The sequence below is a fragment of the Streptomyces sp. Je 1-4 4N24 genome, from assembly GCF_026239515.1.
In the GTDB taxonomy this organism is placed as follows: Bacteria; Actinomycetota; Actinomycetes; order Streptomycetales; family Streptomycetaceae; genus Streptomyces; species Streptomyces nigrescens.
Genome location: NZ_CP110836.1, coordinates 8,488,944 through 8,501,504, shown reverse-complemented (window position 1 = coordinate 8,501,504; position 12,561 = coordinate 8,488,944). Strand labels below are relative to the sequence as shown.

Here is a 12,561-nt window from a genome sequence, read left to right as displayed (position 1 = left end):
CGGACCGCCGCCTGGTTCACACACAGACACGGGAACCAGACGGCGTCCGGCGCCGACCAACTCCACGGCCAGTAAGTCGGACTGTCGGTTCACCGAGTTCCCGGTGAATATGGAGGAAGGCCGTGCACGCCATGAACGCTGGGCAGCAACTGTCGGCGACGGACCCGCCGCTCGGGTCCGCCGGGCTCGGGCAGCCCGGCTGCCCGCCGGAGATCGACGCCCTGCGCAGGCGGGTCATGGCATTCGTGCGGGAGCGGGTGATGCCCTGCGAGCCGGTGCTGGACGCGGGGGGCGCCGCGGCACGCACCGAGCTGCGCAGACTCCAGGCCGAGGCGAAGCGGGAGGGGCTGTGGGCCCTGCCGCTGCCGGAGGAGTGGGGCGGCCAGGGGCTCGCCCTTCCGCTCTACGCGCATATCGCGGAGGCCGAGGGGGCCAGCGACCACGGCCCGGCCGCACTCGGTTCGGCGCCCCTCCTCGATGTGCTGATGCTCGCCCGGCATGCCGACGACACCGTGAAGGAACACTTTCTGCGGCGCATCGCCGACGGCGAGGTGCGGACCTGCTATGCGATGACCGAGCCCGGAACACCCGGTACCGACCCGGGGTTGACCGCGACCAAGGCCGTCTCGGACGCCGCGGGCGGATGGGTCCTGCACGGCCGCAAGTGGTTCATCTCGGGCGCGGGCGACGCCGATCTGCTCACCGTGCTGGCGCGGGTGGATGACGAAGGGCCCGGTACGGACAGCCTGTCATTGTTTCTGGTGCCCTCGTCCGCCGCGGGGTTCACGGTGGTGCGTGAGCTGCCGGTACTGGGCGCCGGCGGGCAGTGGGAGATCGAACTCGACGGTGTCGCCGTGCCGCCCGAGCATGCGGTGGGCGCTCCCGGCCAGGCGCTGCGGATCGCCGGGGAGCGGCTGGTGCTCGGCCGGGTGCTGCGGTGTCTGCGCTGGCTCGGACAGGCCGAGCGGGCCTTCGATCTGATGTGTCTGCGGGCCCGGTCGCGGAGTCAGTCGGCCGGGCCCCTGGCGGACCGTCAGCTCGTCCAGCAGATGGTCTTCGACTCGCTGCTGGCCATCCGTACGACCCGGCCCCTGGTCCATGAGGCGGTGGCCCGGCTGGCCGCGGGCGGCGACGCCCGGCTGGAGACCGGCCTGGCCAAGGTGGCAGCCGCCCGCATGCTGCAGCAGGTGGCCGACGCCGCGATCCAGGTGCACGGCGCGGCCGGCCTCGGTCCGGACACCGCGCTGCCGGGGCTGTTCCGCACCGGCCGCACGGCCAGGCTGCTGGATGGCCCCGACGAGCTGCACATCACGGCCGTCGCCCGCCGGGTGCTGCGCGGCTATCCGGTCACGTCGTGAACGGATCCGTCCGGCCGGTGAGGATCGCCAGTCCCAGCGCGAGGAAGAAGTCACCCCAGATCAGCTCGTGGCACAGGGCGAGGGCGCGGGCGGCGTCATAGCACCCGTCCGTCAGCGCGCCCCGGGCCGGCAGATGGCCGGTGCACAGGCGATGCAGGATCTGCCGGGCCCGCACGGTCAGCCGCTCGGCTTCGGTCCCGCGGTCCGCCGCCCGCGCCAGGTCGGCCAGCTTCAGCAGGGCCACCGCCTCGATGGCGGCCGCGGAGGTGTCGACCGGGCCGGAAGGCTGCCCCTCCTGGGCAGGCGGGACGAGCGGGGAGGCCGGGGCGAGCCGGGGCGCGGTGAGCCGGCCGGCCGCCTCCCACAGTCCCCTGGCCGCACGGGAGTCGAGCCCGTCCGCGAGGAAGTGGAGTCCGTCCGCGAGGCCGAGCAGCAGCCAGGGCGTGGTGCGGCTCCACCCCGGTGCGGGTTCGGCGCAGGGTGTCCAGCCGTCCTCGGGCCCCGCCTGCCAGGCCGGGCGCGGTGGGTGCTCGGTGCGGCTCAGGCTCAGATGCCGGGTCAGATGGCCGTACGCCGCGCACTGCCCCTCCCCGGCCAGGCCCGCCAGCAGCGGCACCAGCCCCGGCACCGCGTCCACCCGTGCCAGCATCCGGGGGCCGCCGAACGCCGCGCCCCAGGGCACCAGTTCGCGTTCCGGGTCGTACGCCGCCAGACAGGAACGGGCCGCTTTCTCCCGCAGCCCGGCCGCCTCGCCGTCGCGTCCCGGCCCCGCGGCGAGCGCGGTGCCGTACCAGAAGATCAGCCCGCGGGTGGCGGTGTCCTGGTCGGTCCAGTGGGCCAGTCTCCGGGTGCACTCGGCCGCGGCCGTCCGGTCCTGCGGAGCGCCCGACGACAGGGCGCGCAGCCAGAGCAGTCCGGCCCAGAAGCCGCCCGTCCAGGACCCTTTGGAGGTGGACTTCCAGGCACCGCTCTCCGGATCGGCGTACAGCGGGAAGCGCGGCCCCACTTCGGCCGCGGTCTGTCCGGTCCGCTCCAGCACTGCCGACCACGCACGGTCGGCCCATGCCTCGTGGTGGTTCGTCTCAGGCATCGGGCCCTCCGGAGCGACGCAGCATCAGGGGAACGGCGACCGCCGACGCGGCCGCGAACTCCGCCGCCACCAGGAGCCAGCCCGGCCCGTATCCGGTCGCGGAGACCAGCGCACCGAACAGCGGCGGTCCCACCGCGAACCCCGCGAAGAATCCCGCCGACACCAGGGCCGAGTCCTTCCCGGCCCGGCCGGGCGCCGCCTTCCGCAGCACCAGGACCATGGAGACGGCGTTCGCCGACACGGCGAACGAGCCGACGGCGACGGCGGCCGGCCACACCAGCGGCTGCGCCCGGAGCGCGACGGCGAGCAGCAGCGCGGCGCCCACCGCACCGGCCGCCAGCAGCGCCGGCAGCGCCTCGGCCCAGCCCGGCCGCCCCGCCGCCCGTGACCAGCCGACGCGGCCGCCGATGCCGGCCACTCCCAGGACGGCCACCAGTGCCGCCGCCGTGGTCGGCGTCATCCCGAGGCGTTGCGAGCCGAACAGCGCCAGGTAGGTGTTCACCGAGGCGATGCCGCAGCCGAGCAGCAGCGAGAAGACGGCCAGCCACCATGTCTCCCGGGGGGACGATGAGGCCGCGGGCGGCCCCGCGGTGGCCGACGGCCGGTCGGCGGGCAGGGCGCGGGCCGCCCAGAGCGCGGCCAGCGCCGCCGTGGCGGCCGCCGCCCAGACCGCGCCACGCCAGCCCACCCCCGCCGCCAGCAGCGACAGCGGCAGTCCCGCCACGAAGGCCCCGCACTGCACCCCCGACTGCTTCAGCCCGGTGACGGCGGCCCGCCGTTCGGCCGGAAAGGCAGCGAGGATCACCTTGTTGGTTGCGGGGTTGGCCAGCGCCTGCGGTACGCCGCCGAGTGCGACGGCCAGCAGCAGCACGGCCGTCCCCGGGACGGCGCCGATGAGCGCCAGCGAAGCGGCGGTGAGCAGCAGCAGCGCGATCAGACAGCGCCGGGGGCCCACCCGGTCCACCAGTCGGCCCGCCAGCGGCGACAGCACGGCCGCCGCCCCGAAGCCCGCCGTGGTGGTCAGGCCCAGCACCGTGCGCGATATCCCCAATTCCCCGACCAGCCGCGGCCCGAGGGCCCCGATCACGAACAGCTGGAGCATGGAGAACGCCATCGCCGTCGTGAGCAGCACGGTCAGAGACCGGCCGCCCGGTGCCCGTACGGTGCCACCGTCCGGCCCGGCGGCCTCCGGTTCCTTGCCACGTTTCACCAGCACGCGCCCCTCCCGACAGCTCCGGCCCTCACGGGCCCCGGTCCAGTCAGTCGTACGGGCCCGACGCCTGGTTCCCGGCCGCCGACGGTTGACCGTAGCCGGAGTTACGCCCACCACCTGCCCTCAACGGCCCGCAGGCGGCGGGCATGCCTCGCCGGGAGCTCCGGAGAACTCGGCGCGCCGATCAGTGGCACCTTCGATATCTTTGTGTAGGGAGGGATTTGCCCGCTCCCCTGCACGCGGGAAGGGCCTGCCGCCGCAGGCGCAGGCATCCGCCCGTGCCCCGGCGGAAATCCGGCCGGCCGACGGCACAGCGGTGCCACCGGCGCCGGAGTGCGCGCGGGCTCGGTGCGCAACCGAGCGCGCGGGCTCGGTGCGAAGCCGATGACCACCACCCAGCCATGACGCCTGTGCGGCGACTGCCCTGGTACACCGGCACACGGGTACAGGGCCCCCGGGCCGAGGGCCGACGCCGCGTCCCCACCGGCCGCACCGGAAGCCGGAAGCCGGAAGCCGGAAGCCGGAAGGAAGGTCCACGATGAGCACAGCGCCCCGAGGCTCCGCACACCGAACCGACCCCGGACACGGCAGTGACGCCCCGTCGCCGTTCCTCGCCCTCTACAACAGGCTGATGCTGGCGGTGGACCACAGAATCGGCTGGCAGAACCTCCCGAAGCCGCTCGGCCTGCTGACCCTGCTGGGCCTGCGCAACATCCTGCGCCGGCAGAACCTCTTCGACACCAGCGGCTACCCGTCCCAGGATCTGCCGGACACCGGAGCTCCCGATGCGCGGCACCGCACCGAACGGACGGCGGACGGTACGTACAACGACCTGGACAACCCCCGCATGGGCATGGCCCGGTCGCGCTTCGGCCGCAATGTCCCGCCCGCTGCGACCTTTCCCGAGCCGGAGCCGGACATACTGTCCCCCAGCCCCCGTGAGATCAGCCGCGCACTGCTCACGAGACACGCCTTCATCCCTGCCGAATCGGTCAACGCCCTGGTCGCCGCATGGCTGCAATTCATGATCCGCGACTGGGTCAGTCATGGTCAGGGCAGCATGGACCGCCCCTGGCACATCGAACTGGCCGACGACGACCCGTGGCCGGCCTCGCCGATGCCGGTGGCCCGCACCCTCCCCGACCCGACCCGGCCGGCGAACGGCGACGGTCTGCCGCCCACCTTCCTCAACGAGAACTCCCACTGGTGGGACGCGTCCCAGCTCTACGGCAACGACCCGGCCGCGCAGCAGGCACTGCGCTCGGGCACGGACGGCAAACTGCGGGTGCCCCACAACGGTTCGCTGTTCCCGGACGAGCCGGAGCGGGACCCGGCGCACACCCCTGGCTTCTGGCTGGGCCTCGCCATGATGCATCTGCTGTTCCTCCAGGAGCACAACGCCATCTGCGACCGGCTGCGCCATGAGTACCCCGGCTGGTCGGACGAGCAGCTCTTCCAACGGGCGCGCCTGATCAACGCGGCCCTGATCGCGAAGATCCACACGGTCGAGTGGACCCCCGCGGTGATCAGCCATCCGACGACGATCGCCGCGCTCCGCGCCAACTGGTTCGGCATCCTGGGCGAGCGGGTGCACAAGCTGCTCGGGCGGATCAGCGGCAGCGAGGTGCTCAGCGGCATCGTGGGCGGCCGGACCGACCACTTCGGCGTCCCCTACGCACTCACCGAGGAATTCGTCGCCGTCTACCGCATGCACCCTCTGATCCCGGACGACTGGAGCTTCCGCTCGGCCGCCGACAACTCGCTGCTGCAGGAGGCCACTTTCCGCGAACTGTCGGGCCCGTATGCCTACGACATCCTGCGGAAGCATGCGCTGCCGGACCTGTTCTACTCGTTCGGCACCTCGCATCCGGGACTGGTCACGCTGCACAACTACCCGAAATTCCTCCAGGAGTTCCAGCGTCCGGACGACCAGCTCATGGACCTGGCGGCCGTCGACATTCTGCGGATCCGGGAACTCGGCGTACCGCGGTACAACGAGTTCCGGCGCCTGCTGCACCTCAAACCCGCCAAGGACTTCGCCTCCCTCACGGACGATCCGTCCTGGGCCGAGGAACTCCGCCGGATGTACGACGACGACATCGAGCGCGTCGATCTCATAGTGGGCATGTATGCCGAGCCGCGGCCGAAGGGTTTCGCCTTCAGCGACACCGCCTTCCGCATCTTCATCCTCATGGCCTCCCGCCGCCTCAACAGCGACCGGTTCCTCACCAGGGACTACACGCCCCAGGTGTACACGCAGACCGGTCTGGACTGGATCGAGAACAACAGCATGACCACCGTGCTGCTGCGCCACTTCCCGGAGCTGCGGTCGTCCCTGCGGTCCGTGGACAACGCCTTCGCCCCGTGGAAGGCGTCGTGACCGCGGCGGGGTCATCCGTCCGGCGGTCCACCGGTGGCCGCCCCGCATCCGACGGGTGAGGGTGGCCGTGTGACCGCCGTACCGCGGTCCGCTGCCGCATGGGCCGAAACATGGGAGAGCCGGATGCCGAAGTACCTGGTCCAGGCCAGCTATACCGCCGAGGGAATGAAGGGGCTGCTCGCCGAGGGCGGCACCGGGCGCAAGGCGGCCGTCGAGCAGGTGGTCAACTCATGCGGCGGCAGGCTCGAAACGATGTACTTCGCTTACGGGGACGACGACTTGTACTGCGTCGTCGACTTCCCCGACCAGTTGTCGATGGCCGCCATCGCCATGACCGTCCGCGCCAGCGGAGCCCTGCGTTCCAAGACGATTCCGCTGCTGACCGTCGAGGACATCGACGAGGCCGCCAAGAAGTCGGTCGGCTTCCGCCCACCGGGCGCCTGACCCGCCGCCGCCCGGGAACGGACCCGCGGCGCGGCAGGCCCCGCCGGTGGCGGACCCGGGCCACGCAGCGGAGGCGCGGGCGGGCACGAGGACGGTCTGCATCACCGGGCTGCGGGAGGATGGGCAGGGAGCGTGTGAGGAGACCGGAGCTCGATCATGCGGCGCTGTTCGCCGCGACACCGAGCGCATGCCTGGTCCTCGATCCGGAGCTGGTCATCGTGGACGTCAACCAGGCGTATCTGGAGGCGACCGGGCGGACCCGAGACGATCTGCTCGGGCAGTACGTCTTCGACGCCTTCCCCGACAACCCCGCGGACCCGGACGCCGAAGGGGTGCAGAACCTGCACCCCTCGCTGCTGCGCGTGCTGTCCACCGGGGAGCCGGACACGATGGCGGTGCAGAGGTACGACATCCCCGTGATGGACCAGCCGGGGCTGTTCGAGGAACGCTGGTGGTCCACGATCAACACCCCCGTCCCCGGGCCGGACGGCAGGGTGGCGTGGATCATCCACCGGGTCGAAGACGTGACGGCATTTGTCCACTCCCGCCGGACCCGTCCGGTGCCCAGCGGGCAGCTGAGCGAACGTGAGGAGGCGATGGAGGCCGAGCTGTACGTCCGGGCACGGGCGCTGCAGCACCTCAACGAGGAACTGCGCCGGGCCCACGCCCGCGAACGCCAGGTCGCCGTCACCCTCCAGGAAGCCATGCTCCACTCCCCCGACCTCGCCGGACACCGTGACATCGCGGTGCGCTACCTCCCCGCCATCGGCTCACTGAATGTCTGCGGCGACTGGTACGACATCGTCGACCTGCCGGAGGACGGATTCGCCCTCTCCGTCGGCGACGTCGTCGGCCACGGGCTGGAGGCCGCCGCCGTCATGGGGATGCTCCGCAGCGCCCTCAGCGCCGCCGCCCGCTCCGTCGAAGGGCCCGCCCAGGCGCTGAAGGTACTCGGCCTGTACGCCCGCTCCGTCGACAAGGCGCTGGCCACCACCGCCGTCCAAGCGCTGATCGACACCGCCGGCCACCAGGTCACCTACAGCAGCGCCGGCCATCCCCCGCCCGTCCTGCTGCACGCCGACGGCACCCACGAACTCCTGGACCGGGCCACCGACCCGCCCCTGGGTGCCCACCCCGAACAGGTGCCACGCCCCCAGGCCCACCTCCCGTACGTGCCGGGCGACACCCTCGTCCTCTACACCGACGGCCTCATCGAACGCCGCGACGAGGACATCGACACCGGCCTCACCCGCCTCACCGACGCCCTCGCCCCCTACAGCAGGCTCAGCCCCGAACGCCTCGCCGACGCCCTCCTGGCCCGCCTCGGCGTCAGCGCCGGCGCCCGCGACGACATCGCCCTGGTCATCGTCCGCCTGTAGTTCCGGCGGGGGCGGGGAGGCACGGTCAGTCACTGCCGCAGGGCAACGAGTCAGTGAAGTGGCGCTCCCCGGCCATGAAAGAGCCCACCGTGCCGTCGTCATTCATGAGGAAGGTGATGACCCTCCCGTGGAACTTCGCCTGCCTGGGAGCAAAGACGAGCTCCTCGGGTCCGCCGTCTTCTTGATGCGACGTCACTTCGTCACCGTACGTGGCCAGCACGTCCTCCCGCGTGCTCCCCACATGCACCCCGGAAGCAGTGGCGAGCGAAGCCGGCGTCGACGACAGGACAGAGATCGCCACCAGCCGGTCGTCGCCGTGGGAGAAGCGCAGCGAGAGGTTCTGCGGCCCTCCCTCGGCGGCCAGGTCACGGCACTCCGGCCCGCCCGGTCCGTCGGGAATGCGGGCGCCGATCGCACGCTCGGCCGCTTGACGGCTCATGCCCATGCGCAGCGGGCCCATGCCGTTGACCGTGATGGGCTGGGCACTCAAATCGACCGGGTCGCGCTTGGTGACCCCGGCACGGCCCACCGCCGCGGAGCGACAAGCATCACCAACATGGGTGGCAGAGCGACTGGTTGACGGTACATCAGCAGCGGATCCGGCGATCACCGCCGTCCGGTCGATCGCACGGGCCTCAGCCGTGCGGGTGGGACAGGTGGCGGCGGACGCCGCGGTGGCAGCGGGGAAGACGCCCGCCGTAAGCCCCAGAGCGAGCATGGGCGCGCAGGTAAGCGTGAGGAATTTGCGACGTGCACTCCGCGTCATGGTCAGTGGCTCCATGCGTACAGGCGTCGGCACTTGAGTACTTTCAGAACAACACAGCTTCCGGGACCACGCATCTCCGTCCCGCTCCTGGGTGCGTGTGGGGCGTTGCCCCGCCGGGCGTGGGCAGTTCCGGGGTGGCAACAAGGTTGAGGTGGAACTGGACGCCACACAGACCGATGGCACCCATCGCCACTTCGCCGGGCTCGTGCTGCCGGGCAAGCCACCCCGAGGCCCGCCCCATGCGGCGGAAGGCCGTCATCAGGGCGGGTCACGGGGCGAGCGCGGCAGCGTGGCTCAGCGTTCCTGTTCCACCAGGCGCTTCAGTTGCTGCAGGTCACTTCGGAGGCCGCGTTCGATGGCGGATGCCTGGGCGAATCCCTGCGGTCCGCCGAACGCCTCCTTGATGGTTCCCGGGTCGTACTCGAACCGGGCCTGGACCCGGGTGTGCTCCTCGTCGATGGGCAGCAGTGAGAAGGTGCCCGCCAGGTCGGGGCCGCTGGTGGTCTGCCACCTCATGACGTTTTCCATGCTGCGGTCGGTGATCTCCACTACGCACTCCTGTGGCTGACCGCCCGCGTCGATGTCCAGATGGGTCCGGTGTTCGCCCTCCGACCGGGCCTCGCGCACACCGTCCAGGAACCGCGGATAGGTCTCCGCGCGGTGGAGGCAAGCCCATGCGGTATCGAGGGGAACGCCCACGTCAATGTGTTCTTCGAGAGTGCTCATCAGGCACCTCACAGCTCGGTTCACGGCTACACGGTCATGTCTCCAGGGTGCTCCGCGCGGGGACCGGAAGCGAGCCCGCCGACCCCGCCCGGGCGGCGGCCACCGAGCGGATTTCCTCCGATGCGGTGCTGCTGCGGAGGCGCCGGGCCGGCGAGCAGGATGAGCCCGAAGTCCCAGGTCAGCCACGGCCCCCGCAGCGGACCGCGCCAGACACCGGGACGTGCCGGGACGGGCGGCGGACCGGCCGGCGGGCGACGACCGCGTGTGTCAGGACGCCGCCGTGACGCTGCATCAGGAGGCCGGTAAAACACGGCGTCCGCGCCGGGCCGGTGCGACACAGTGTCCGCGGGCCGGTGCGCGGGACGTTCCGCCCGGGGCCAACCGGCGGAAGCCGCCTTGTCCGGTGAGGCGCGGGGGATCTTGCCGTGTGCCCGGGGCCGCGCTGCCGCGGTCGGTGGCCATCAGACGACCGGCGCCCCCGGTTCCCTCGCGCCGCCCGGGCCTGACCGGCCGGGCGATGGGGGCCGAGTGGCTCATGCCGGGGCGGCGCCGCTCCGGCCAGGCTGGAGGGGAAGGGGCGAGGCACCGGCGCCCGTGAGGGCTCCGTGTGCGCGGAGGTGCGTCATGGCCGGCCCGGTGGTCGTAGGACTGGACGACACGGGGAACAGTGTGCCTGCCGTGCTCTGGGGCGCCGAGGAGGCCGCGGCCCGGGGCCTCCCGCTGCATCTGCTGTATTCCTGGGGCACCCCGTCGGCGCATGGGGCCCCGGCCGCTCCGGAGGCGGACGGACCGGAGCACCATGCAGCCGAGATGCTCCGTACCGCCGCGGATCTGGCACACACCGGGCACCCGGGGATTCCGGTGACCACCGAGCAGGTCGAGGAGCGGCCCGCGGACGCCTTGGCGGAGCGGAGCGCACAGGCCTCGATGCTGGTTCTGGGGTCGCGCGGGCACGGTGCGATCGCCGGTTTCCTGCTCGGCTCGGTCAGTCTGCAGGTGCTGGGCCGGGCGGAGTGCCCGGTCGTCACCGTGCGCGAGGACGCGGCCTTTCCGCGGCGGGAGATCGTGGTGGGCGTGCAGTATGCGGGGCCGGAGGACGAGGCCTTGCTGGAATTCGCCTTCACGGCCGCCGACGCCCATCACGCGCGCGTGCGTGCCGTACGGGCGTGGGACTCCGCGGCGACCGTGGGCCCGGTGCGTGCCGCTCCGGCCCGCCCGCCGGACGGGACAGGGGCCGGCGTCGCGGAGCAGCAGACGCTCGCCGAGACGTTGGGGCCCTGGCGGGCGAAGTTCCCCGCGGTCGACGTGGTCCCGCACGTCAGGAGCGGCCGAGCCGCACCCGTTCTGCTGGCGGCCTGCTCCCATGCGGGGCTGCTGGTCGTCGGGCGTCGCCTGCGGCGGTCACCGATGCTGCTCGGCCCCGTCGTTCACGCCGCCCTGCACCATGCCAACTGCCCCGTCTCGGTCGTACCGCAGCCCTGAGTCCGGGCGCTGCGCCCCTCTCCCGGACGTGGGGCGACGGCCCGCTCGCGCTACTCCGGCGTCTCCTGCCGATGCGTGGCGGTGTCGTCCCGCAGGGAGCTGAGCCGGTCGATCACCTCGACCACTCCGTCGACGCTTTCGCACAGCCGCACGGCAATCGGGACCAGGCTTCTGCGTTCCAAGGTGCCGGTGAGGGTCACGTGGCCGTCGGAGACCTCGACCGTGACCGCGGACGGTGACACCCCGAGCGTGCGCGTCAGTACCTCCTCCAGCACCTCCTCCTGGATGGCCCGGTCCCGGCGCAGGAAGAGCTGCACGAGGTCACTGCGGCTGATCACTCCGATGAGCCGTCCGGAGTCGTCGACCACGGGCAGCCGCTTGACCTTCTTCTTCTCCATCGTCCTGGCCGCTTCGACGACACTCCACTCGGGCCGGGCCACGACGGCGGGGCTCGTCATGAGCGCTTCGGCGGTGGTCGCCCCGAGCTTCGCGATCTGCCGGCGCAGCAGATCGGCTTCGGACACCACCCCCACGGGCTGGTCGTCCTCGTCGAGCACGGGTACGGCGGTGATGTCGTACTCGTCGAGCAGCCGCGCGATCTCCTTGAACGGAGTGCCCCGTTGGACGACGACGGCCTCGGGCGTCATCAGGTCTGCCACGGTCCGGTGCCTCATCTCTGGCCAGTCCCTCCGGGTGTGCCGGGCCGGATCTCCTCGGCCCCATGGGCGGACAGTGCGCTGCCGCAGGCTCTCAGTCGTGGGGAACCACAGCGACCGGGCAGGTCACATGGTGGATGGCGGCATGCGCGACCGGACCGACGCGGGGCGCGAGCAGGGGACGGTGCCGTCGGCGGCCGACCACCAGGAGCTCGGCCCCGAAGACCGTCTGTACGAGGGCCCGGGTCGGGCTCTCCGGCAGCACGGTCTCCTGTACCAGCACACCGGGGAAACGCTCACACCACGGGCGCAGGGCGTCCCGCAGCTCGATGTCCGCCTCTTTGGTGAGTTCCGTCGCGGCATCGGGGTCGATGCCCCACGGGGTGTACGCCTGCACGGGCAGCGGGCGTCCGTGGACGGCCTGCAGCGGAAGGCCACGGCTCGCCGCCGCGTCGAAGGCGAACCCGATCATCCGGTCGCAGGGGCCGCTGAGTCCGACGCCGACGACGACCCGCGGGTCGGGGGCGGGCGGCGTGCCCTCGGAGGTGTGGCGCGGTGTTTTCGCCCGCTCGGCCGCCCGGACCAGGACGACCGGCCCCTCGGCGCGGCCCACGACATTCAGGCTCACATCGCCGAGCACATAGCTTTCCCAGGTCCCGAGAGCCCGCGACCCGAGTACGACCATCAGCGATTCACCGGCCGCGCGCAGCAGCGCCGGTTCCGCCTCCGACCCCACCAGGTCCTCGATGATCTGCAGATGCGGGTGGCGTTCCCGTACCTCGTCCTGGGCCCGGCGCACGAGCTGCCGGGCGGCGGCGTTCTGGTCACGGTCGGGGGGCGTGTCCGGCGCCTCGGCGGCCAGCAGTATCCACGCGTGGAGCAGCCGCAGCACCGACTGGCGCCGGTCCGCCTCGTCAGCGGCCCACTGCGCGGCCGCCAGGCTCTCCGGCGAACCGTCGAGCCCCACGGTGATGATGTCCGGCTCCATGACCGCCCTCCTTTCGGGGTCGGAGAAACGGGCCGGACGGCCCGTCACCCGGGCTCCGGTCCCCTGCGGGGGTGAAGCA

The 12,561-nt window shown here is 72.3% G+C and carries 11 protein-coding genes; 5 read left to right on the top strand and 6 right to left on the bottom strand.

Annotation, left to right across the window (positions count from 1 at the left end):
• The first annotated feature begins 131 nt into the window (after positions 1–131).
• Positions 132–1,358, top strand: a complete 1,227-nt coding sequence (locus tag SLV14N_RS36850; protein WP_208687161.1) for an acyl-CoA dehydrogenase family protein — start codon at positions 132–134, stop codon at positions 1,356–1,358.
• Here SLV14N_RS36850 and SLV14N_RS36845 read toward each other — a convergent pair.
• Positions 1,348–2,448, bottom strand: coding sequence for a sugar ABC transporter permease (locus tag SLV14N_RS36845; RefSeq protein WP_263272691.1), 1,101 nt, complete (start codon positions 2,446–2,448; stop codon positions 1,348–1,350). The genes SLV14N_RS36850 and SLV14N_RS36845 overlap by 11 nt on opposite strands.
• Positions 2,441–3,664, bottom strand: coding sequence for an MFS transporter (locus tag SLV14N_RS36840; protein ID WP_317633728.1), 1,224 nt, complete (start codon positions 3,662–3,664; stop codon positions 2,441–2,443). The genes SLV14N_RS36845 and SLV14N_RS36840 overlap by 8 nt, the downstream gene beginning before the upstream one ends.
• Positions 3,665–4,199: 535 nt before the next feature.
• Between SLV14N_RS36840 and SLV14N_RS36835 the strand changes: the two genes are divergently transcribed.
• The 3 genes from SLV14N_RS36835 to SLV14N_RS36825 all read left to right on the top strand — a co-directional run bounded on the left by SLV14N_RS36835 (position 4,200) and on the right by SLV14N_RS36825 (position 7,864).
• Positions 4,200–6,041, top strand: coding sequence for a peroxidase family protein (locus SLV14N_RS36835; RefSeq protein WP_263272690.1), 1,842 nt, complete (start codon positions 4,200–4,202; stop codon positions 6,039–6,041).
• A gap of 123 nt (positions 6,042–6,164) precedes the next feature.
• Positions 6,165–6,485, top strand: a complete 321-nt coding sequence (locus tag SLV14N_RS36830) for a GYD domain-containing protein (RefSeq protein WP_208687155.1) — start codon at positions 6,165–6,167, stop codon at positions 6,483–6,485.
• 119 nt (positions 6,486–6,604) lie between these two features.
• Positions 6,605–7,864 carry a PP2C family protein-serine/threonine phosphatase gene (locus SLV14N_RS36825; RefSeq protein ID WP_208687153.1) on the top strand — a complete coding sequence of 420 codons (1,260 nt, stop codon included), beginning with the start codon at positions 6,605–6,607 and terminating at the stop codon, positions 7,862–7,864.
• A gap of 25 nt (positions 7,865–7,889) precedes the next feature.
• Here SLV14N_RS36825 and SLV14N_RS36820 read toward each other — a convergent pair whose 3' ends face one another.
• Positions 7,890–8,645, bottom strand: coding sequence for a hypothetical protein (locus SLV14N_RS36820; RefSeq protein WP_208687151.1), 756 nt, complete (start codon positions 8,643–8,645; stop codon positions 7,890–7,892).
• Positions 8,646–8,924: 279 nt separating this feature from the next.
• Complete coding sequence (locus SLV14N_RS36815; protein WP_208687149.1) at positions 8,925–9,356, bottom strand: SRPBCC family protein; 432 nt, start codon at positions 9,354–9,356, stop codon at positions 8,925–8,927.
• A gap of 624 nt (positions 9,357–9,980) precedes the next feature.
• Between SLV14N_RS36815 and SLV14N_RS36810 the strand changes: the two genes are divergently transcribed.
• On the top strand, positions 9,981–10,838 hold the full coding sequence (locus tag SLV14N_RS36810) for a universal stress protein (RefSeq protein WP_263272689.1): 858 nt from the start codon (positions 9,981–9,983) through the stop codon (positions 10,836–10,838).
• 50 nt (positions 10,839–10,888) lie between these two features.
• Here SLV14N_RS36810 and SLV14N_RS36805 read toward each other — a convergent pair whose 3' ends face one another.
• Both SLV14N_RS36805 and SLV14N_RS36800 read right to left on the bottom strand, forming a co-directional pair.
• On the bottom strand, positions 10,889–11,512 hold the full coding sequence (locus SLV14N_RS36805) for a CBS domain-containing protein (protein WP_208687147.1): 624 nt from the start codon (positions 11,510–11,512) through the stop codon (positions 10,889–10,891).
• Between the two features lie 76 nt (positions 11,513–11,588).
• Positions 11,589–12,482, bottom strand: coding sequence for a universal stress protein (locus tag SLV14N_RS36800; RefSeq protein WP_208687146.1), 894 nt, complete (start codon positions 12,480–12,482; stop codon positions 11,589–11,591).
• Positions 12,483–12,561 lie beyond the last annotated feature (79 nt).

Bases quoted from the DNA above. Each gene is read 5' to 3' on its own strand.
- SLV14N_RS36850 (WP_208687161.1), top strand. From the start codon at position 132: ATGAACGCTGGGCAGCAACTGTCGGCGACGGACCCGCCGCTCGGGTCC.
- SLV14N_RS36845 (WP_263272691.1), bottom strand. From the start codon at position 2,448: ATGCCTGAGACGAACCACCACGAGGCATGGGCCGACCGTGCGTGGTCG.
- SLV14N_RS36835 (WP_263272690.1), top strand. From the start codon at position 4,200: ATGAGCACAGCGCCCCGAGGCTCCGCACACCGAACCGACCCCGGACAC.
- SLV14N_RS36830 (WP_208687155.1), top strand. From the start codon at position 6,165: ATGCCGAAGTACCTGGTCCAGGCCAGCTATACCGCCGAGGGAATGAAG.
- SLV14N_RS36825 (WP_208687153.1), top strand. From the start codon at position 6,605: ATGGGCAGGGAGCGTGTGAGGAGACCGGAGCTCGATCATGCGGCGCTG.
- SLV14N_RS36820 (WP_208687151.1), bottom strand. From the start codon at position 8,645: ATGGAGCCACTGACCATGACGCGGAGTGCACGTCGCAAATTCCTCACG.
- SLV14N_RS36815 (WP_208687149.1), bottom strand. From the start codon at position 9,356: ATGAGCACTCTCGAAGAACACATTGACGTGGGCGTTCCCCTCGATACC.
- SLV14N_RS36810 (WP_263272689.1), top strand. From the start codon at position 9,981: ATGGCCGGCCCGGTGGTCGTAGGACTGGACGACACGGGGAACAGTGTG.
- SLV14N_RS36805 (WP_208687147.1), bottom strand. From the start codon at position 11,512: ATGAGGCACCGGACCGTGGCAGACCTGATGACGCCCGAGGCCGTCGTC.
- SLV14N_RS36800 (WP_208687146.1), bottom strand. From the start codon at position 12,482: ATGGAGCCGGACATCATCACCGTGGGGCTCGACGGTTCGCCGGAGAGC.